The organism is Arthrobacter crusticola, assembly GCF_004357995.1.
In the GTDB taxonomy this organism is placed as follows: domain Bacteria; phylum Actinomycetota; class Actinomycetes; order Actinomycetales; family Micrococcaceae; genus Arthrobacter_D; species Arthrobacter_D crusticola.
This window is the reverse complement of the sequence record NZ_SMTK01000002.1, coordinates 560,559-580,885: the sequence shown is the minus strand read 5'-3', so window position 1 is coordinate 580,885 and position 20,327 is coordinate 560,559. Positions and strand designations below refer to the sequence as shown.

The window sequence follows — 20,327 nt, the reverse complement described above, 5'->3', positions numbered from 1 at the left end:
CGGTGGTCACCACACTCACCGCTGGCAGTGTCCATTCGGTGCTGCTGATGAGCGGGCGGAGCGGCCGGGCTGCCTTCAACGAATCAGTTGTCCTGGCCCGACGTAGGCAGCCACCGGACAGGGTCTACCGGTCCCGGTGCCATCCTTCAGCCCTCACGCGAAAGCCGGGCCGGAACGTCGATGTTCCAGCCCGGCCACGTGCAGGTTCTCCTGCTGAGGTTAAGGGTCGGCGGCGGCTGGGGATGAAGTCCTGGTCTCAAGAAGACTTCGACACCGCCGACCCGGTTCGGGGAAGCCGGCTCCTTTTCTGGGTTCCGACTTATCAAAACTCTATGTCTCCCGGGAGGACGGGAACACAAGTAATCGCGCCCGAATTCCCCTGTTCTGCTACCTGTTCCCGGGTCCGGTACTACCTCATGACCGGGCCTCCTACTCGGCAGGTCCTACTCCGGCCGGACGATCGATTCGTACTCCGCCGTCAGCTCCTCGCGCCGGGTGATGCCGAGCTTCGCGTAGATGCGGTAGAGATGGCCCTCGACAGTCCGGGGAGAGACTGTCAGCGCGGCGGCGATCGCACGGTTCGACGCGCCGTCGAGGGCGAGGGAGGCGATCTCCCGCTCCCGCGCGGTCAGCTTTGTCGGCTCCTCGGCGTCACCGAGGAGCACGGGCGAGCAGCCCTCAAGTCGCTGGCGCCGGCGCCGGGCCACCTGGAGCAGTTCGCGCTGGGTCCGGCGGTCCCCCGTGCCCGCGAGCAGCCGCATGGCGCGGTAGGCCGCATCGGCTGCCACCAGGTGTTTTTGGGAGAGTTCCGCCTTGTCCCCCGCCGCGGCCAGCCGCTCCGGATCCCCTGAGACCACAGCGGCGGCGTACCCATTGAGCACTGCCGCCTCACGTCCTTCCATCGTGCCGGTGAGCGCCACGAGCCGGTCGGCGGACTCCTCGTCGCCCAGCGCCACGAGGATCTCCAGGATGTCCTTTTCGACGGCGGAAAGGGTCCTCCCCGCCGCCGTGGCGGCCAGCCCCTTCAGTCGGTCGAGGTGGTGCTCCCGGTTGGATGAGGGAAGCATGGCCGCATGGGTGAAAGCCTGGGCCAGCAGCGCAAGAGGGCGGCTGCCCCGGTGGGCCTGTGCGGCGAATTCGGCTGTCAGCGCCTCGGCGCGGTCCGCCCGGCCCAGGGCGCTGGAGGCGAGGGCGGCGACAGCGAGGGTATACGGGAGGAGAAGTTCGTTGTCGGACCGGCGGAGCGCTTCGAGCGCGGGGCCCAGTTTTTCCATCCCCAGCCGGAACCGGCCCCGGCGCACCTCGAGCAGAGCTTCGAGTGCGGCGAGGGCCCCGCCGGTGAAGGCGTAGTCACGGGCCGGCCGGCGGGCATAGTCCTGGAGGGCGGCCTCGGCTTCGGCGAACTCGCCCGAGTGGATCAGCACCAGGAGGTGGCGGGTGAGGGTGAAGGCGTGGAAATCGTTGAAAAGGCCGGGGTTGGTCCGCACCAGGGCGAGGCCGGAGCCCGTCAGCGCCTTGCCCTCGGTGCCCCGGCCGGTTGCCCCGAGGGCCTCCCCCAGCAGGGACTGGGCGAGGGCAAAGTTGAGCTCACCGGCGGCCTCATCCTCTCCAATCGCCCGCAGCCGCGTCTCGGCATCGGCGTAGCGGCCCTCGAGGTTGTAGATGAAGCAGCGGAGCAGGTCGACCTCCGGCGGGTCCGCCGTGAAGTGGTGCTTCGACTGCAGCACCGCGCTCCACCGGTCCGCCAGGGTATGGATGTCCTTCAGCGGCCTGCCCTGGAACAGCCGCAGGCGCACCGTGAGAACCGCCGCGGCGGCAAGCACCTCGATCTGCCCGGCCGCCTCCAGGGCTCCGCGCAGCAGGTCTTCGGCTTCGGGAAGGTGCATCCGGGCGAGTTCGACCCGCGCCCGTTCCACCCGAGCTGCAGTGGCATGTTCCGCACCTGTCACCGCCGAGGCGAACCGGACCGAGGAGGACAGGTCGAAGTAGCGGTGGGCGAGGCGGGCTCCCTCGATGAGCTCGGCGTCCGACACGCTCTCCCCGCAGTCAAGGGCCCAGTTGAGGTGCCGGATCCTGCCGGGGCCCACTGTGGGTATCGGTGTGGAACCGGCGGCCAGCTCGGCCCTGAGCACGGCGCTCCGTCCTGCCGGAACGAGTCCGCGCACGATCCTCCCGTAGAGCCGGTGGGTGGGAACCGCGAAGGCCGGATGGCCGGGCATGCTCATGATGAGCCCGGCCTCAAGGAGGTTCGGCACGGCTGTGGCATCGGTGATGCCGGAGAGCGCCGAGAAGGGGACAGGTTCTGCGAGGGCGAGTGCTTCGAAGGCTTTCCGCTCCTGCGGCGGCAGCCGCAGGCAGATGCCCCGCACCAGGTCGGCGAGGGAGGCGGGGACCCTCAGTTCCTCCCCGGACAGCTGCCATACCCCCGCGGTTTCGGTGAGCGCCCCGTCGGCGAGGGACTGGTCGAGCAGGGTCCGCAGGAACAACGGGTTCCCTCCCGACTCCTCCCAGAGGCGCTCCCCGGTCCCGCGCACGAGCTCGCCGCCGAGCACTTTCGTGCACACCTCCCCCACCTCGGCCGCGTCGAGGGGTCCCACCTCGAAACGGGCGAGCAGACCTTCCCTGCAGAGCGACACGAGTTCTTCGGAGACCGGTTCCTGCGGCCGCGAGAAGGCGACAAGGCGCACGGTGCGCGAGGAGACGAGCTGGGAGAGCACGTGGCTGCTGTCGTCGTCGACCTCGTGGGCGTCGTCGACGACGAGCAGCACCGGGCGTCCCTTCGACTCCTCACGGAAGAACGAGATCAGGATCCGCAGCACGGACAGTGAGGATTCCATGTCGCGGGCTGTCGCCCGGCCCAGGAACGGGGCCAGGGCCGCGTAGGGTGCGTTGCTCAGGGCCGGACCCGGGTGGATCAGGAAGGAGGCCGCCGAGTGCAGGGTCCGGTCCACGAGGTGGCGGGCGAGCGCCGTCTTGCCCATCCCGGCCTCACCGAAGACGAACGCCCCGTGCAGGTCCGAGCGCGTCACTGCGTGTTCAAGCGCTTCGATCAGCGGGTTCCGGCCGACAAGGTCCTCGTCCACCAGCGAAGCGGTGGTCCTCATGCGCGGGTTTCGGTGGGGATGAGCTCTCCAAGCTCGCTCCGGGTTGAGACGTTCAGCTTCGAATACACCTGGTAGAGGTGGCCCTCGACCGTACGCACCGAGACGAACATCTGCGCGGCGATCGCCTTGTTGCTCGCCCCCGCCGCCGCCAGCCGGGTCACCTCGCGTTCCCTGGCCGTGAGGCGTTCGAGGCCCGACCCGGCCGAGCTCCAGGCCGCGGCCTCGGGAAGGATGTCCCGGACCCGGCGCTGCAGCTGGCGGAGGCTGTTCTTTTCCCGCGTTCCCGTGGCGCTGCGGAGGGCGGCCTGGGCCGCGTCGGAGGCGAAGCGGCGGTCCCCCTGCGCGGAGGCGAGTTCGGCGGCCTGCACCAACAGTTCGGCATCGCCGTTGCCCAGCCCCTTGGCGTAGAGCTCGCAGGTCCGGGCGAACGCCCCCTGGAGCGAGGCGGACACCGCGGTCAGCGCATCGATCGCCGTCCTGTCGCCGAGGCGCACGGCCCGGGACAGGGACAGGAGCGCCCAGGCGCCGACGCCGGCGCGGCGGTCGACGTCCCCGAGGGTGTGGAGGTCGCGGGCCGCGTCGGCCTTGACCTCGAGGAGCGAGGACACCAGAAGCTGAAGGTGCCGAGAGGCGCGCCGGACCTTCCACGGGCTTGCGGGGCCGGCTTCCGTGACCGGAAGGTGGGCGATTGCCTGTTCGAGGTTGCGCTCCTGGGCGTGGCAGTAGGTGATTCCGGCCGCGGCCAGGGGCAAAAGGCCGTGCGGGTCGCGGACGCGCAGCTGGTTGAGCGCGGGGGCGAGGAGTTTGAGGGCGGGACCGACCCTGCCCTGGAGAGCCTCGGCAACACCTTCGGCAACGGCGCCCCATGATCCGTGCCCGGCATCCGAACCTCCCCGCGGCAGTCCGGCGGCGGCCAGCATCCGTTCGCCCTCTGCGCTCGAGCCCGCGAGCCGGTACACCTCCCCGATCTGCTGGACGGCGAAGATCCGGGTGGTCCTGCTGATGCCCGGTCCCCCGACACGGCGGGCCAGGTCGGTGGCCAGTTCCATGGCCTCGAGCTGCCGGGCGGTCATCGCCCATGCTTCACACAGCCAGCCCTCGATCCGCGCCCGGAATTCGGCGTCGGGCCCGTCGTCGGAGGCAAGGACAGCCGGGAGCTCCGCCGCGTTGCGCAGGAATTTGCCATCCCAGGAGGCCTGCTCGGCGCGGGCCAGCAGCGCCTCCCTGCGCAGCTCCGCGGCCGGGGAATCCGGAAGGGGCTGCTCCCCGGCGAGTTCGTCTCCGGCCCGGTCGAGGAGGGCCTCGCTGCCGGGCTGGCCGAGATGACGGAGGATGCGGGCCTGCAGCAGGCGCAGCCGGAAAAGGTCGGCACCGGCCGGGCTCTCCGGGCGGCCCGCCAGGGCTGCTGCGGTAGAGGCTGCCCGTTCGAAATCCCCCTGTCCGAGGTCGGCGATGACCGACTCGAGAACCAGGGCGGCGGGCACGGACCGGCCTTTTCCGCTTGCCGCAATCTCCGCGGCCGCCGCGAAGTCGCCGGCGCGGTTGGCCGAGCGGGCGCCGGCCAGGGCGACCTCCGGAGGCAGCGGCATTCCGGCCCGGAGCAGCCACTGCGCATGCCGGGTCGGCTCGGCCTCGAGGACCACCCCGAAGCCCGGCAGGGAGGCGAAATCAGCGTAAAGCGCCCCGGCCTCCTCCGCGGGAACACTTTCGGCGACGGCGTCGGCCAGGGCGGGTGCGGTGCAGCGCGCGGCCGGTGCCGGCCCGTGGTCGACGCTGATCACACGTGCCTCCTGCACGGCGTCAAGGTCTTCCGGGCTGAACCGCTGGAGCGCCATCGGCCAGGGCAGGTGGCCGGCCAGGGCGGTCAGGCGCACGATCCTGCGCTGTTCGCGGCTCAGCTCGGGAAGGGCCGATCCGGCTTCCGCAAGTTCCTCGCCGAGGACCAGCCGGCCGGGCAGCAGCACCCAGGAGCCGTTGCTCCGGGCGAGAAGGTTGCGCCGGGCCATTCCCCGCAGCGCCGTGCGGAGGACCCTCGGGTTGCCGGCGCTGAACTCCCACAGCGCCTGCAGGCACTCCTGGGATGCCGGCGCCCCCAGCTCGGCCTCGACGAACCGGGTCGACTCGTCGAAGGTGAGCGGCGGAACGTCGAAGCGCTGAAGCGAACCGTCGCACCACATCGCCATGAAGGCGGCGTCGGCGAGGGCGAAGTCCTTGACGGCCAGCAGAATGCGGGCGTCTCCGTTCTGGACGAGCTGGCTGATGACCCCGGAGGAGGCCGGGTCAAGCTGCTCGGCATTGTCGACCGCGATGATGACCGACTCACCACGGGCGTGGCGCCGCAGTGCCGCGCTCAGCGCCTGCAGGACCATCACCGGGTTGCCGAGCACCTCCCGTTCCACCTCGGAGAGGAGGAAGCTCAGCGCACGGTAGGGAATGCGCCGCGAGGCGGCCGAGCCCCGAACGTTGACGATATGGACCCCGGATCCCGACTGCAGGACCTGCTGCAGGAGCGCGGTCTTGCCGACCCCCGTCCCTCCGACGAGGACAGCTCCCGAGGATCCCGTCCGCCGGAGGGCAGTGTCGATGCCGGCGAGCAGTTCGGTGCGCCCTATGAAGAAGCTGCCGGGCAGCAGCGGGGTCATTTCGGGCCGCCTTGGACGATCGAAGCGCGGACCGGTGTGTCATGACGCGAATAAATCACTCTGTGAGACCGCATTGAGACCAACTTCTTCCCCGGGCTGTGAGTTCTCCTGGTACACAGCCTAGAAACGAGTGGGCCCGCGGACACGAGTGGTGACTACGGAATTATCCGTAGGGCTACCTGTTTTCGTGGGGCAGATGCGTGGATGTCTACTCAGTCAGCCAACGCTCACTACCTAGGATCGAGGCCTTTGGCCCCGCTACCCTACTGGGGTCAAGCCGGTCCGGCCCACCTAGGTTGAGGGTATCCTACCGTCCCTCAACAGGCTCAGGCGATCCCGTCGAAGAGGCTCGTGACGGATCCGTCGTCGAACACCTCCCGGATCGCACGGGCGATCAGGGGCGCAATGGAGAGCACCGTCAACTGCGGGAAGCGCTTCTCGGCGGGGATCGGCAGGGTGTTGGTAACGACCACTTCCCGGGCACCCGACTCGGCAAGCCGGCGTGATGCCGGTTCGGAGAAGACAGCGTGCGTAGCGGCGATTATAACGTCCTTCGCGCCGGCATTCTTCAGCACCTGCACGGCCCCGGAAATTGTTCCTCCGGTGTCGATCATGTCGTCGATGAGCACGCAGGTGCGTCCCTCGATCTGGCCGACGACCTGTTTGGAGACGGCCTGGTTGGGCACCGTGAGGTCCCGGCTCTTGTGGACGAACGCCAGCGGTGCTCCGCCGAGCCGTTCGGCCCACTGCTCGGCCACCCGAACCCGCCCGGTGTCCGGCGAGACCACCGTGACGTTGTCTGCATCGACGCGGGAGCGGATGTACTCGGCAAGCAGCGGAATCGCCATCAGATGGTCCACAGGACCGTCGAAGAACCCCTGGATCTGTGAGGTGTGGAGGTCGACCGACATCAGCCGGTTCGCTCCGGCCGTCTTGTAGAGGTCCGCGACCAGGCGCGCCGAAATGGGCTCGCGGCCGCGGCCCTTCTTGTCCTGGCGGGCATAGGGATAGAACGGGGACACGACGGTGATCCGCTTGGCGGAGGCCCGCTTCAGCGAATCGACCATGATCAGCTGTTCCATCAGCCAGTTGTTCAGCGGGGCCGGATGCGCCTGGATCACGAACACGTCCGTGCCGCGCACGCTCTCACCCGACCGGACGTAGATCTCCCCGTTGGCGAAGTCGTAGGCGGAGACCGGGAGAAGTTCGGTGCCAAGCTCCGCGGCGATCTCCTCCGCGAGTTCGGGGTGGGCGCGCCCGGAGGCCAGGACCAGCTTCTTTTCGCCGTGTGCCGTGATTTCGCTCATGCCTGGCTGCTCTCTTCTGTTGATGTCGCCGCTGTGCCGGAGGTGGTGCTGGTGGAGGAAGGACCGGTGGCCGGGGCGTCGGCAGCGGGAACACCGGCCGTCGCCGCGGCGGCCCGGGCGGAGGCGGTGCCCGGGCGTTTCGCGCCGACCCACCCTTCGGCGTTGCGCTGCGGGGCGATGCTCAGGCCCAGGGCGCCCGGGGGAACGTCCTTGCGGATCACCGCACCGGCTCCCGTGTAGGCGCCGTCGCCGACCGTGACGGGCGCGACGAAGACGGTGTTCGAGCTGGTGCGCACATGGGAGCCGATCACGGTGCGGTGCTTGTTCACGCCGTCGTAGTTCGCCGTGATGTTTCCGCAGCCGATGTTCGTGTAGTCGCCGATCTCGGCGTCGCCGGCGTAGCCCAGGTGGGACAGCTTCGAGCCGCGTCCGATGGTCACGTTCTTGGTCTCGTAGAAGGCCCCGATCTTGCCTTCCTCTCCGAGCACGGTGCCGGGACGCAGGTAGGTGAAGGGTCCGACGGAGGCGCCGGCGCCGATCCGCGCGCCGCTTCCATGGGTGCGCACCACCGAGGCGTCCTCACCGACGAGAACGTCGGTGAGGGTGGTGTCGGGGCCGACCACCGCACCGCGTTCGAGCCGGGTTGCCCCGTGGAGCTGGGTGCCCGGCAGGACGGTGGTGTCCTCGCTGAGCACGGCGGTGGCGTCGATCCAGGTCGTTGCCGGGTCGATGATGCTCACCCCGGCCCGCATCCACGCGGTGACGATCCGCCGGTTCAGCTCGGCGCCCAGGCTGGCCAGCTGCACGCGGTCATTGACCCCCTCGACCTGCCAGCGGTCCTCCGAGACGACGGCGGCGACCCGGCCGCCCGCGGCACGGCAGAGACCGAGGACATCGGTCAGGTACATCTCACCCTGGGCGTTGTCGGCGCCGACCTGCCCCAGGGCGGTGCGCAGGAGTCCGGCGTCGAAGGCGTAGATCCCGGAGTTGATCTCGCGGATCTCCCGCTCGACGTCGGTGGCGTCCCTGTGCTCCACAATGGCCGTGACCGTGCCGTCGGCTCCGCGCAGGATCCTGCCGTAGCCGTCGGCGTTGTCAAGGACCGCGGTCAGGACGGTCACCGCGTTGGCTCCTGCCCGGTGCTCGGCCAGGAGGTGTCCCAGCGTCGCGGGGGTGAGCAGCGGCACGTCACCGTAGGTGACGACGACAGTGCCTTCGAGGGGGGCGCCGTGGCGGGCGTCGAGCGCCTCAAGGGCGACCTGGACGGCCCTGCCCGTGCCCGGGATCTCATCCTGGTCCACGAGCAGCGCATCGGGGTCAAGGGCGGCGATGTGGCCGGCGACGAGGTCCCGTTCGTGGCGGACCACCACGGCCAGCGCAACCGGCTCGAGTGCGCGGGCCGCGGCGAGGGCATGGCCCACGAGGGAAAGGCCCCCCAGCGGGTGGAGGACCTTCGGGGTGCTCGACTTCATCCGGGTGCCTGCTCCGGCAGCGAGGACGATCACTGCGGCCGGTGGGGAGGATTCCAATGGTGCCGTCGCAGCAGCTGCGTCCTGATGGCTCACGAAGAAGCGCTCCTACCTGTTGGGAGTGTGTGACCTGCGGTGGCCACCCGGTCATAGTACCGGGCCGTTTCCACCGTTCCGCCCATAGGATTCGAACCTATACTCCGCAGCTCCAAAGGCTGGGGTGCTGCCATTACACCAGGGCGGACCATGCGCGCACTGCCGTACGGCAGCACATGCACACGGTTATCAAGTCTGCCACGAACCGAATCCATCGGCGACCCGGCCCGGTCCGTAGGATGGAGGAGTGAGCCAGCCTTCAGCACCCGGCGACGGGGCCGTCCGACCCCGCATGACAGGCGCCCAGCGGCGCGCCCAGCTCATCGACGTCGGCCGGGCGCTGTTTGCCCTGCGGGGCCTGGACGGGACCACGATCGAGGAGATCGCCGCGGCTGCAGGGGTATCCAAACCGGTGATCTACGAGCACTTCGGCAGCAAGGAAGGCCTTTACACCCAGGTGGTCGACGTCGAGTTCCACATCCTGCTGCGCAGCGTCACGACCGCCCTTGCCGGCGATGCCGGGTCGCGGGAACTGCTCGAGCGCGCGGCACTTGCGCTCCTCGATTACATCGAGAACAGCACCGACGGTTTCCGCATTCTCATGCGCGACGCAGCCCCGTCCCAGCCCGAGGGCGCGTTTTCGACCCTGCTGTCCCGGATCGCCGCACGGGTCGAACACATTATGGCCGCCGAGTTTGAGAAGCGGGGATATCTGCCCCAGGACGGTGCCATCTATGCCCAGATGCTTGTCGGGATGGTGGCGATGACCGGCCAGTGGTGGCTGGACGCGCGCCAGCCGGACAAGAGGACCGTGGCGGCGCACCTTGTGAACCTCGCCTGGAACGGGCTCAGCGGGCTGTCGATCGACCCGCAGCTGCGCAGCGCCTGAGGTCTCCGCCCCGGCGCCTCCGCGGGACGGAACCGCGGCTCCGGGACCTCACCGGCGCAGGCCGGTGCCGGCCCTGCCCGCCGGCATGCGGAGCCGGGCGTCAGAAGAGGATGATCAGCAGGACGATGACCACGACGACGGCGATCCCCGTGCCGATGCCCACCCGGCGGCCGGCCGCCGGCCGCGTGTCCTGCTTCCTGCGCCGGCCATGGACTGCGTTTCCACTATTGCTGCTCATGGCATTCAGGGTAGGGCTGCCTCCTCCCACCAACCACAGTAGTAACTACTCGTTCCGCCCCGGGCGGTACGCGGAGCAGCCTTCTCCTGCGGCCGTCGGGGAGCGGTGCTAAGTTACCCCCATGTCGAACGAACCTGCCAAGGAAGGTCCCGTGCGCAGGGCGGGGACCCCGGACGAACCGCGGCGGGAGCCGGCGCTCCATCCCGCCCCGCCGCGGCCGGAACTCGCCGGGAGCGCCCCCGCGCCGATCGTTGCCGCGGTTCCGCCGCCGGGCCCGGTAGCGGCCACCCGGTCCCTCTGGCTTGTGAGCTTCGCGGCCGGGATCGTGGCGGCCCTTCTTGCGTTCCTCAACCGCCGGTCCCAGCTGGACCGGCTGCGCGAGGTGGCTGCCGGCATCGGGACCGAACGGGATCCGATGACCCTTGACACTGTTGCCTCGGTTGCGTGGTGGGGCGGGCTGGGCGCCTTCCTTGTCCTCATCGGCATCGAAGCGCTCCTGCTCGCTGTCCTGCTGCGCCGGCGCGGCTGGCCGCGGTGGGTGCTGCTGGCGATCCTGCCCGTGCACCTCGCGGTGATGGCCGCCGGCGGTTCGATCCTTGCCCCTCCGGGCGCGGACACCTACTTCGTACTGCTCCTGGTGGCGCAGGCCCTGCTGGGTGCCGCAGCGCTGGCCGCGAGCCTGTTGCCCCGCGCCAACGCGTGGTTCCGTCACGGCTGAACCGATCTCCCTGGCCCGTGAAACCTCCTTCCGGGCGGGGTCCTGGGGCTCAGAGGCGGGCTGCCGGCTCCTGGGCGGTATCGGCAAGCAACGCCTCGCAGCTGCGGATCACCGTCTGGCAAAGATCCAGGGCGCTCCTGTCGGTCAGCGGGTTTTCGGCCACGGCGCGCCAGCGGCGCAGCTGGAGCACCGCCTCGATCCGCACCTGATCCGCCGGTGCGTCCCGCTCCAGTCCCAGCCGGCGCGCAGGTGCCACCCCGCTGCCGCCGATGAGCCGCTCCGCGTCGGCCGCCAGGTCCGGTGCGAGGGCCACCCCGCCGGTGCGGAGCACCCCGAGGAGCCGCAGTTCCTTGTACTCGTGGGCCCCGGCAAGGATCCGCTCAATCGACGTGGCCAGGGCGGCGGTGCCGGGCCGGGGCCGGGAGCGTACGAGCGCGTCGACGCCGATCAGGACGTTTCGAGCCTTGAGCTGGCCCGCCCGGGCCTGGAACTGGCCCGAGAGTGCACGGAGAACGTCGTCCAAGCCGCTGCGCCGGGCCAGTTCGCGGGCCAGGGCCGTCGGCTCGCCGACGCCCCCGCCGAGCAGCACGCACGCGAGCCGGACCCCGAACAGGCCAAACCGTTCAAGCAGCGCGGCGCGCTCCCCCGCGGGAACACCTCCCGGCGCGTCCGCCCGGATGAACCTGTCGGCCGAGAGGAGGAGGCGCTCCCGGTCCGTGCGCTCCAGCCGTGCAAGCGCCGCGAGGGCGGCGAATTCGCTCTGGCGCAGGGTCCGCGCGCTTTGGGCGAGGAGCCCGGCGACGGGGACGACGCCCAGGGCCAGGCGGCGCAGGCCGGCGTCGTTCCGGTAGCGGGCGGCCACCTCGCCGGCGGCCAGCAGCGCATCGATCCGGCCGGCTCCGACCTCGTCGGCCCGCGAGAGGACCGCCAGCGCGTTGACTGTCGCTGACTGTCCCGCCGCGGTGTCCTGGAAGGACTCGAGGAAGCCGAGGTCACTCGCATGGAGGTGGCGCATCAGGTAAACGAGGGCGTCGGCCTCCGACGGCGCATCGCCCGGGGTGAGGAACCCCAGCGACCGCGCCGAAACCTCCTGCGACAGCGACGCGATCCCGGGGGTGTCGATGAGCGTGAGGTCCCGCAGGGCCCGGGCCGGCCATTCCACCACGAGCCGGTCCACCTCCTCGGCGGGGGTACCGCCGAGGTCGAGCTGCAGCCGGCCCTCCACCCGGCGCACCGGCAGCGCCCGCGGTGTGCCGGAACGCGGGTGCAGGGTCACCCGGGGGGTATCCCCATGGCGGTACCAGGTGATGACCCGGGTGCATTCCCCGGTGTCGGTGGGGGCGATCTCTTCGCCGATCACCGCATTGAGCAGCGTTGATTTGCCCGCCTTGACCATCCCGGCGACGGCGACGCGCAGCGGTTCGCGCAGCCGCCGGTCATAGTCCTGAAGCACGGCCAGCGCCGCAGGGTCCGCCGCGTACACCTCCTGGGCGTCCCGGACGAGCGCTGCCACCGCGGCGCCTGGGCCGTCGGTCACGGCCGGGCCGCCGCGGGGTCACCTTCCAGTGCGCGGGCCTCGGTGTGCAGGGCATCGACGCGCTTCAGTTCGGCCCGGATCTGCTGCATCCGCTGCTCACGTTCGAGGGCGTAGGTGGCCGCGGCCTTCTGGGCCGCGGCCACCGAATCGCCCAGCGATCGGTGGTGTTCTTCGGCGATCTCGGTGAAGTGGTCGCGGGTGGCGCGCTGGATCAGGCGCAGCCGGTCCTTGAGCTCCTTGCCCACCTGGAAGACGACGTCGTCGATCTGCCGCCGCACGAGCGCCTTCGCCTCGCCCTGCCGGCGCTTGAGCCGCGCCTCTTTGTCCTCCCGGTAGGCCTTGCGTCCCAGCAGGAGCCCGGCGCCCACCGAGAAGGGGTTGATCAGGGACATGCCGACAATGCCGGTGAGCAGCCCGAACATCAGGACGCCGCCGTAGGATCCGCGCATGCCGATCAGGACCTTCTGCAGGGGGCCCACTCTGCCCGGGTCGAGGGTCGGCACCTTCTCGACGGGGCTCAGGACATCCTGGGTGTCGGAGACCGAAAGCACCGGCAGCCGCACCTCGTCCTGCTGGAAATGCTCGGCGACCTGCTCGGCCAGCCAGGCGGAGCGTTCATTGGTCCAGACGAAGGTATCGGAGACCGCCGAGGCGACCCGCTGCTCGAGCCACTGCGCGAACTGGTCCCAGGTCGCCCCCGGGTCCCCTTCGTCGATCGCCTGCTCCGCTTCGCGCTGGATCCTGCGCAGCCGGTCACGCAGGTCGTACTCCATATCGGCGATGAGGTCGCTGATGCCGTCGTTGAGGGTGACCTGCCAGCGGGCCGACCGCCGGCGCTGCTCGTCGGCGCGCGCCTTGGCGGCCTCAAGCCCGGCGATCATCAGCGGGGTCCGTTCGGGATCCTCGAGCGCGCCGAGTTCCGACGTCAGCGACAGCCGCAGGTGCTCGGTGATCGAGAGCAGGTCCTGGGCGACGGAGCGGCGTTGGAGCCGTTCGGCGGAGCCCAGGATGTCGTGGCGCAGGTAGGTCACCAGCGCCGGGAAGCCCGACTCCGCATTCAGTTCGTTGTCTTTGAGGCGGGCCGCGTGCAGGCGGAGGTCGGAGGACACCGGGATCAGCGGGATCCCGGGGCCGACCCGGTCTAGGTGGGCCCGGTCGAGTTCGGCCACCCGCCGCCACTGCGGGTAGAGGTCGGTCTTGGTCAGGACGCAGCCGATATTTGGAGAAACCCGCAGGGCCTGGCGCAGGAAGCGGATCTCCGGTTCGGTGTATTCCTGGGAGGCGTCGGAGACCAGCAGCATCGCATCGGCCGTAGGCAGCGCGGTGAGCGTCGTCAGCGAGTGGGCCGAGTCGAGGCCGCCGACCCCCGGCGAGTCGACGAGGGAAAGCCCACCGGTCAGGACCTTGCGCGGAAGTGCCACCTCGGCCGCCACCAGTCGGCGCTCGTTGCCGGGGTTGCCCTTCTCCGACACGTAGGAGGCGATGTCGGCCAGGTCGACCGGCTGCCGTTCCACCGCCGGCCCGCCGTCCGCCGCCGGGTCGGCGTCCCGGGGCACCACCAGGACCGCCGAGGCCTGCTCGCCGTAGCGCACCACGGTGGGCACCGAGGTCGCGATGTCGTCGTCCACCGGGCACACCGGCGCATTGACCAGGGCGTTGATGAGCTGGCTCTTGCCCTGTTTAAACTCACCGACGACGATCACCCGGATGTTCGCGTCGAGGAGGCGGCCGCGGGTCGATTCGAGGCGGCGGCGCAGATCCGCCCTGTCCCCCGTCTGCACCAGTTCGATGCCGCGCTCCACAAGTTGAACCAGCTCGGCCACAGGTGCACCTCCAGGGAAAGACGATGACACGAGACTACAGAGCGGCCCGGCGGGAAGCACGCTTCCTGCCGGGCCGGGCTGTTCTTCTTGAGACAAACTTTCGGGAGGCTGCTAGGAATCGGCCTCCAGGTCCACCTCGCCGCCCTCCTCGGCGGTGACCTCGGTGTCGGTCAGGACGACCGACTCGTCGATCGAGGTGAACTCGGTGGTGATGTCGTCCACGACGACCTCGGTGGAGGTGTCGTTGAATGACTCCTCGAACTCCGCGTCGACGGTGACCGACTTGTCGGTGTTGAAGGATTCGTCAACGGTGACGGACTTGTCGGTGTTGAAGGATTCGTCGATGACGACCTCGGTCTCGGTGGTGGTCTCGTTGTAGGAATCCGTGACGTCGACCTCGTTGAACGAGTCCTCGATTTCGACATCCACGTCCGTGTTGACCGTGTTGTCGGTGACGGACTTGTCGACCTCATTGAAGGAGTCGTCGATGTCGACGTGTGTCGACTCGTCGTTGTACGAATCCTCATTCTTCGTCGTCGAGTGGTCCGAGTTGTCGTTGAAGGAATCCTCGAGCTCGACATCAACGTCCGTGTTGTACGAGTCGTTGATGGACTCGTCCTCGTTGTAGGAGTCGTTGACCGAATTGTCCTTGTTGTAGGAATCCTCGGTGACGTCGTTGTCCTCATTGAAGGAGTCATCGATCTCGACGTCGACGTCCGTGTTGCCGATGCCGATGTGCGCGTCATCCCCGGCGTTGACCGTGGTGGAGTTGTCGGTGGACTCATCGACGGACTCATCGACGGAATTGTCGACCTCGACGTCGCCTTCGGCCGCGATGGCGTCATCGCCCGACGCGACGATGGCGTCGTTGTCGAAGTACTGGGTGACGTCGCCGTCGGCCCAGATGTTCTGGTTCACCGACTGGTCGGTGATGGTATCCCGGTCATCGACCGTCGAGGTGTAGGAGTAGTTGTTCATCACGTGGGTCAGGGTCTGGACCGCATGCCCGTGATCGTTGTAGTCGTCGTGGCCATGGTCGTCATCGTCATCGTCATCGTGCCCGTGGCCGCCGCCGTGGCCGCCGCCGCCGTGGCCGCCGTGGCCGTGGTCATCGTCGTCGTCGTCGTGGCTGTGGCCGGCGATCGGGCCGACGTTGACCGAGCCCGCGTTGCCGCTCATCGGCGCCTCGATGGTGGAGTCGCTGCCGCCGGTGTTGTACTCGCGGTCGAAGGACGAGCTCACGGCGACGGGAGCGTAGTCCAGGATGACCGGCAGGACCGCGTCGACGTCTTCCATGCAGACACCTCCGAGCCCGGCGTCGGCGAGGGCCCCCTCGGGGTCCGCCTTGAAGGCTGCCGCGGCTTCGGGGTCCTTGAACAGGTTCATCAGGAATTCGAGAAGAGTCGTTGCGAGAGTTGGCATTTTGGTTCCTCTACTTCGGTGAAGGTGAGCGGTTGTCCTGCGAGCGCCGATGCTTTGGATCGTCTGAATTCAATCTAGGACCGGCGCCGGCCGCCGCCATCGGGGGTTCCTCCCCTGCCCGGGGCTCCTCCGATAGGGGTTTGGGCGTCGCAGGACGGTAGGGGTACGGGGTATTCGGGCCCTCCGCGGACCGGAAGAGGGGGCCGGGCACCACCGGAGAAGCCACCGGCCCGCGGTCCGCACCCCGGCGCGACCGGCGGACGGGAAAACGACCGGCGCACCAGTAAACGACCGGCGTACCCGTTATATCCGGCGCCGGCGTCGCAATCGGGTGCGTTTTCGCCCCTGCGCCTGCCGCAGCCCCTAGGCCCCGCCCGGTCCCTTCTCGGCCCGGGCCAGGGCGACGCGCAGCTGGTCAAGCAGATCGGCACGGGTGGTGACCCCGAGGCGGCGCCGGATGCGTGCGATGTGGTGCTCGGCGGTCCGCGGGGAGATGAAGATCGCCTGACCGATCTCCCGGTAGGTCCTGCCCTCAAGGACGAGCCGGGCGACCTCGCGCTCGCGGGCGCTCAGCCCCGACCCGTCGGATCCCTGCGCCGCGTCCGGCCGCGGCGCCGCCCCCGCACCGGTGGTGCCGGCCGGGGGCCGGGATGGCGGAGCGGCGGCGTCGGTGACCGGGTGCAGATCCCGGGCGCATGCCATGAGGCGGGCCATGTCTTTCCGGTCGTCGGCCCGGGACGCGGCCTGGCCCGCCAGCCGCGACCCGTCCCAGGTGTAGCCCGCTGCCGCCAGCCCGCGCGCTGCGTCCTCAACGGCGGAGACCTCGAAGCGGCCGGCCAGGACCGAAATCCATACCCGGCCCCCGGTGGCGAGCACCGCGGCCAGCGGATAACGTCCGGCGCTGCGCACCAGGGCCGCCGCATGCGGGGCCAGGTCCTGGGGCCGGTCCGAAAGGAGCGCCGCCTGGACCGATGCCCAGTGCAGCGGGACCGACCACAGCGGCGGGTGGCCCAGCCGCTCCAGCAGCGCCCAGGCCTCGGCGAGCTGGAACTCGAGCCGGGCCGCGTCGCGCAGTCGGGCACCGGCGACCAGGAGTTCGCCGAGGGGCAGGAGGAGGTAAAGGTCGATGGAGACGCGCAGGATGCCCTCACGGGCCCGCTGCCAGGCGCCCACCAGGGCCGGGACATCGCCGGCCCGCCGCGCCAGCGCCACCTCGAGTGCCGTAAGGAAGAATTCGTCCCGGGGCGCGAGGGCGCCGGGGCCGGAGACCGCCTCGGCGGCGAGGGACCGGGCCTCGCCGGGCAGGTCCCGCTGCAGTGCGGTCCATGCCCGCAGCAGCAGCAGCCGTGGGCGGGCCACCGGTCCGCCCTGCCCGCCGGCGAGTGCCGCGTCAAGGACCGATTCGGCGAGCTCGAGTTCACCGCTGCTGAGTGCCGCCAGGGCGGCGAGCGCAGCCGGCAGGTCGGGCAGGGGAAGCGTCTGGCCTGAGGCAGTCATCATGTCCGAGGCGCGGATCAACCCGGGCAGGGCCTGCGCCGGAGAGGGCCCCAGCGAGGTGTGCACGCCCCGCCCCATCAGGGCGACCGAGACGGCTCGCACCGTTGGGGAGCCGTCCTGCGCGGTTCCCTCGAGCATCTTTTCGGCTCCGTCCCTGTCGCCGCTGCCGATCATCGTGACGGCGGCCAGGGCGGAGGAACTCCCGGCCCGCTCCTCCCCCAGCCACCGGTACACGTCGGCGCCGCGGGCGAGCATGCCACGCTGGGCCCACACCGACGCGGCCACGTCGGCGGCGCGGGCGATGTCCGGTGCCTCCTCCTGGGCGAGCAGAGGGTCAAGGACCCGGCACGCGCCGTCAAGGTCGCCCGTCGCTGCGGCGGCCTGGGCCCGGCGCGCCGCTGTGGAGAGCCCGTCGACGCCGGCGGCGCCGGCCTCCTCGTAGAGCGCCGCCGCGGCCTCCGGCGCGTCGGACAGCTGCGCGTCCGCCGCGGCCACGAGCGCAGCCGCCACCCGAGGGTGCTGGAATCCGTCGCGGGCCAGTCCGCGGGCAACCTCCCCGAACCGCAGTTCCCCGTCGGTCAACAGGTCCACGAGTGAGTGCTGCAGCTCCCGGATGCGGTAGGCGGGAGTGGCCGCGAGCAGGGCGCGGCGGATCAGGGGCGCGAGCCGTCCGTCGGGAAGCAGCATCCCGTCGGCCCGCCCCCGGGCGAGCAGGGTATCGACCGGGGTACCGGCTGCGGCCAGGCCGGGCGGAACCTGCCGCGGCGGAACGAAGCCGACGGCCATCGCCAGAAGCAGCTCCCGCAGCGCGGTATCGACGCCGTCGAGTTCGTACCCGAGCAGATCCATGACGCCGCCGGGAACCTCCGGGGCGGAACCCGTTCCCCCGGGCTCCTGCTGCAGGCCCGCAGCGACCCGCTGCACGAGCCACGGCATCCCGCCCGTGAGGTCCGCGACCAGGTCAAAGGTCGCCGGCGGCACCGGGTGGCCCAGCGCGGCACTGAGATAGCGGGCGAGATCGTCCCCGCCCAGGGGACCCAACACCACCCGCGGGTGATGTTGTTCAAGGACGGCGGCGAGACCCTCAAGTGCCGGGCTCCGGGGCCAGCCACGGTAGCAGACGATCACATGGTCGGAGCGGTTCTCAAGAATCGACCGTAGCCGGGCCAGTGCGGCGTCGTCGAGGAGGTGCGCGTCATCGACGAGGACCGCCCTGCGGGTCCCGTCCACTCCGGTTTCGGGAAATTCAGTGCCGAGGGCGGCAGGGCCACGGACGACGCCGACTCCGGCGGCCCGGTAGCGCTCCTCGGCGAGGTCGAGAAGGGCGCTCTTGCCCGATCCGCCGGCCCCCGAGATCCCCGCGACAAGCCGCCGTTGCGGATCCGAGGCGGACCGGTCCGCGGCGTCGAGGAAGGACGCGGCAACCGTTCTCCGCAGCGGACACGGCAATGAGACCCCCAGACTTCCTCCCTGCACCTCCGGTCAGCCTTCCGGCGCTGCCGGCGGTGGGGCCGGAGCGGTTTCGACAGCGACATCCGGTACCGGGCCGGGGTCGACCGGAGCGGCCTGTGTGGGCACCGGGCCGGCCGGCGGCGTCGGCTCGGCCGTCGGCGGTGGCTCGGTCGCCGGCGGCAGAGCAGGCTCCGTTGTCGGCGGCGGCTGGGTTGCCGGTGGCGGGGGCGGTTCCGTCACCGGGGGCTCGGTCACCGGCGGAGGTGTCGGCTCCGTCACCGGAGGCTCCGTCACCGGCGGAGGCGTCACCGGCGGGGGCGTCGGCTCCGTCACCGGCGGTATCGGCTCGGGCACCGGGGACGGCGACGGCGAGCTGGATGGGGCGCCCGGGGTCGGGTCGGGGGATCCAGGGGCCGGCCGCCCGGTGGAGGGTTCCCCGCTGCCTTCCGCGCCCGCCGTCCCGGGGTCGGCGGAGGTGGTGCCCGGGGAGTCCTTCCCTTCGGCGGGAAGCGAATCATCATCGCCCGCCCCGGAGTCCTCCCCCTGCGTCGTGCCTGATCCTGATTCACCGCCGGGTCCGAGCGCTGCGATCCCCGCCGGGACCTTCGAGGCCGTGGCCGGGGGCTCCACCGGATCCGTCAGCTGCGAGAACCAGTTCCTGTCCGGTGCGTCCGGATTGCTGTCTCCGGCCTTCGGCTCCCCGGTCGGGGAACCGGGCGTGGGAGTGCTCGAATCGGCCTCAGCGGCGGCGCTTAGGCCCCCGAAGAACCGCGGGCTCTGTGCCGCCGTCGCGGTGAGACCGGTGAGCAGCGCGACGGACACGGCCACCGCCCCGATCCGCACGCCCGTGCGGGAGCGGGCCGAAGCGGCGCCGGCCGGGTCGAGGACAGGCGGCGCACCGGAGGGCATTGCGGGCCGCTCGGGCCGCTCGGGACTCCCGGGCACACCGACCGGCACGCCGCCGCCGTCCCCGTCGAGGTCCTCCTCCACGAGCCCGGCGGCTGCGAACGCGGCCCCCAGGGAGATTGATGCCTTGGGGTCGGCGTCGATGGCGATCGGCCGCTCGAGTTCCTCCGACAGCAGTTCGGCAACCAGGGGAATCCTTGAGGAGCCGCCGATCAACAGGATCGCGTCGAGGTCCCCGGCCCCGACGCCGGCGGCCTCAAGGACCCCGGCAAGCACCTCGACGGTCGAACGCACCGGATCCTCGATCATCGCCTCGAACTCGGAGCGGACGAGCCGCACGGAAGTGTGCGCCTCGGGCAGCAGCACCGGGATGGTCGCCTCGGAGTCGGCGGACAGGGCCTCTTTTGCCTCGGTGCATTCCCGGCGGAGCCGTGCGAGAGCCGACAGGACTCCGGGGTCGGAGGCGTCGAGGTCCGCGAAGGCCGGTCCGGCTCCGGCGCACACATGCGCAAAAACGGCCTGGTCGAAGTCTGCTCCGCCGAGCCGCTCGATGCCGCCGGGCCGTCCGAGCACCGTGAAGGTGTCGGTGTCGTTCTTGCGCAGCACCGCGGCATCGAAAGTTCCGCCGCCGAGGTCGTAGACGGCGATCGTGCTGCCCGGCTCGACCCGCTCCTGGGAGGCATAGTGGAGGGCCGCCGCCTCCGGTTCGCTCAGGAGTACGGCGTCGGCAAGTCCCACGCCGGCCAGCGCGCCCCGGACCAGGCCGGTCCGGTGGTCGCCCCAGCCCGCCGGGTGGGAGAGGGTCACCGCTACGGGAGGTTCGCCTTCGCGCTCCCCGGCACGGTCCACCACCCAGCGCGCCATGGTGGCGAAGAGGTCCTCGGCGGCGACACTCACCCCGCCGATCACGAAGGGAACCGGGTCGCCGATCCGGCGTTTGAACTCACGCACCATGCGCTCGGGGCACTCAAGTCCCCGCCGCTCTGCGGCCTCCCCCACGAGCAACCGCCCGTCCTCGTCGAGGAACACCACGGTGGGCACCGCGCCTCCGCGCAGTCCAAGGCCCAGACTCGACGGCGCCGCCACCGAGTCACCGCCAAGTCGGGTGATCGCGGCGGCCGTGAAACTCGTTCCGATATCAACGCCTAGGACGTACGGCATGCAGAATTCCTAAAAATGAGCGTATTCGGTCACCACTGGGTTCCATCAAGCTAACACCGGGGTTCC

General features: G+C 70.5%; 12 protein-coding genes and 1 tRNA gene. 2 read left to right on the top strand and 11 right to left on the bottom strand.

All coding sequences use genetic code 11. The features are described from left to right. Window positions 1–443 precede the first annotated feature (443 nt). From E2F48_RS06620 to E2F48_RS06600, 5 genes are all read right to left on the bottom strand, one after another. Window positions 444–3,104 carry a helix-turn-helix transcriptional regulator gene (locus E2F48_RS06620; RefSeq protein WP_133403185.1) on the bottom strand — a complete coding sequence of 887 codons (2,661 nt, stop codon included), beginning with the start codon at window positions 3,102–3,104 and terminating at the stop codon, window positions 444–446. Next, entirely contained in the window at window positions 3,101–5,746 is a 2,646-nt protein-coding gene (locus E2F48_RS06615) for a LuxR C-terminal-related transcriptional regulator (protein ID WP_133403184.1), read from the bottom strand. Before E2F48_RS06615 ends, E2F48_RS06620 begins: the two co-directional genes overlap by 4 nt. A 326-nt stretch (window positions 5,747–6,072) precedes the next feature. After that, on the bottom strand, window positions 6,073–7,053 hold the full coding sequence (locus E2F48_RS06610) for a ribose-phosphate diphosphokinase (RefSeq protein ID WP_120166887.1): 981 nt from the start codon (window positions 7,051–7,053) through the stop codon (window positions 6,073–6,075). After that, window positions 7,050–8,618 carry a bifunctional UDP-N-acetylglucosamine diphosphorylase/glucosamine-1-phosphate N-acetyltransferase GlmU gene (glmU, locus tag E2F48_RS06605; RefSeq protein WP_281274788.1) on the bottom strand — a complete coding sequence of 523 codons (1,569 nt, stop codon included), beginning with the start codon at window positions 8,616–8,618 and terminating at the stop codon, window positions 7,050–7,052. The genes E2F48_RS06610 and glmU overlap by 4 nt, the downstream gene beginning before the upstream one ends. A gap of 76 nt (window positions 8,619–8,694) precedes the next feature. Continuing rightward, window positions 8,695–8,766, bottom strand: a tRNA-Gln gene (locus tag E2F48_RS06600). 144 nt (window positions 8,767–8,910) lie between these two features. Between E2F48_RS06600 and E2F48_RS06595 the strand changes: the two genes are divergently transcribed. Continuing rightward, a complete protein-coding gene (locus E2F48_RS06595; RefSeq protein ID WP_120167315.1) occupies window positions 8,911–9,507 on the top strand; it encodes a TetR/AcrR family transcriptional regulator in 597 nt (198 codons plus the stop codon). 100 nt (window positions 9,508–9,607) lie between these two features. Here the strand turns inward: E2F48_RS06595 and E2F48_RS17290 are convergent, their stop codons facing one another. Further along, a complete protein-coding gene (locus E2F48_RS17290) occupies window positions 9,608–9,745 on the bottom strand; it encodes a hypothetical protein (RefSeq protein ID WP_165968706.1) in 138 nt (45 codons plus the stop codon). A 121-nt stretch (window positions 9,746–9,866) separates the two neighbouring features. Between E2F48_RS17290 and E2F48_RS06590 the strand changes: the two genes are divergently transcribed. After that, window positions 9,867–10,463, top strand: a complete 597-nt coding sequence (locus E2F48_RS06590; protein ID WP_133403183.1) for a hypothetical protein — start codon at window positions 9,867–9,869, stop codon at window positions 10,461–10,463. 49 nt (window positions 10,464–10,512) lie between these two features. On the opposite strand, the gene E2F48_RS06585 is transcribed toward E2F48_RS06590, so the two are convergent. The 5 genes from E2F48_RS06585 to E2F48_RS06565 all read right to left on the bottom strand — a co-directional run bounded on the left by E2F48_RS06585 (window position 10,513) and on the right by E2F48_RS06565 (window position 20,261). Then, entirely contained in the window at window positions 10,513–12,000 is a 1,488-nt protein-coding gene (locus E2F48_RS06585; RefSeq protein WP_133403182.1) for a dynamin family protein, read from the bottom strand. Next, complete coding sequence (locus E2F48_RS06580) at window positions 11,997–13,823, bottom strand: dynamin family protein (protein WP_133403181.1); 1,827 nt, start codon at window positions 13,821–13,823, stop codon at window positions 11,997–11,999. The genes E2F48_RS06585 and E2F48_RS06580 overlap by 4 nt, the downstream gene beginning before the upstream one ends. 111 nt (window positions 13,824–13,934) lie before the next feature. Then, window positions 13,935–15,245 (bottom strand): IniB N-terminal domain-containing protein, encoded by a 1,311-nt coding sequence (locus tag E2F48_RS06575; protein WP_133403180.1) that lies wholly within the window; start codon window positions 15,243–15,245, stop codon window positions 13,935–13,937. A gap of 363 nt (window positions 15,246–15,608) precedes the next feature. Further along, window positions 15,609–18,218 (bottom strand): LuxR C-terminal-related transcriptional regulator, encoded by a 2,610-nt coding sequence (locus E2F48_RS06570; protein WP_246018548.1) that lies wholly within the window; start codon window positions 18,216–18,218, stop codon window positions 15,609–15,611. 6 nt (window positions 18,219–18,224) lie between these two features. After that, complete coding sequence (locus E2F48_RS06565) at window positions 18,225–20,261, bottom strand: Hsp70 family protein (protein WP_133403179.1); 2,037 nt, start codon at window positions 20,259–20,261, stop codon at window positions 18,225–18,227. Window positions 20,262–20,327 lie beyond the last annotated feature (66 nt).

Bases quoted from the DNA above. Each gene is read 5' to 3' on its own strand.
- E2F48_RS06620 (WP_133403185.1), bottom strand. From the start codon at position 3,104: ATGAGGACCACCGCTTCGCTGGTGGACGAGGACCTTGTCGGCCGGAAC.
- E2F48_RS06615 (WP_133403184.1), bottom strand. From the start codon at position 5,746: ATGACCCCGCTGCTGCCCGGCAGCTTCTTCATAGGGCGCACCGAACTG.
- E2F48_RS06610 (WP_120166887.1), bottom strand. From the start codon at position 7,053: ATGAGCGAAATCACGGCACACGGCGAAAAGAAGCTGGTCCTGGCCTCC.
- E2F48_RS06595 (WP_120167315.1), top strand. From the start codon at position 8,911: ATGACAGGCGCCCAGCGGCGCGCCCAGCTCATCGACGTCGGCCGGGCG.
- E2F48_RS17290 (WP_165968706.1), bottom strand. From the start codon at position 9,745: ATGAGCAGCAATAGTGGAAACGCAGTCCATGGCCGGCGCAGGAAGCAG.
- E2F48_RS06590 (WP_133403183.1), top strand. From the start codon at position 9,867: ATGTCGAACGAACCTGCCAAGGAAGGTCCCGTGCGCAGGGCGGGGACC.
- E2F48_RS06575 (WP_133403180.1), bottom strand. From the start codon at position 15,245: ATGCCAACTCTCGCAACGACTCTTCTCGAATTCCTGATGAACCTGTTC.
- E2F48_RS06565 (WP_133403179.1), bottom strand. From the start codon at position 20,261: ATGCCGTACGTCCTAGGCGTTGATATCGGAACGAGTTTCACGGCCGCC.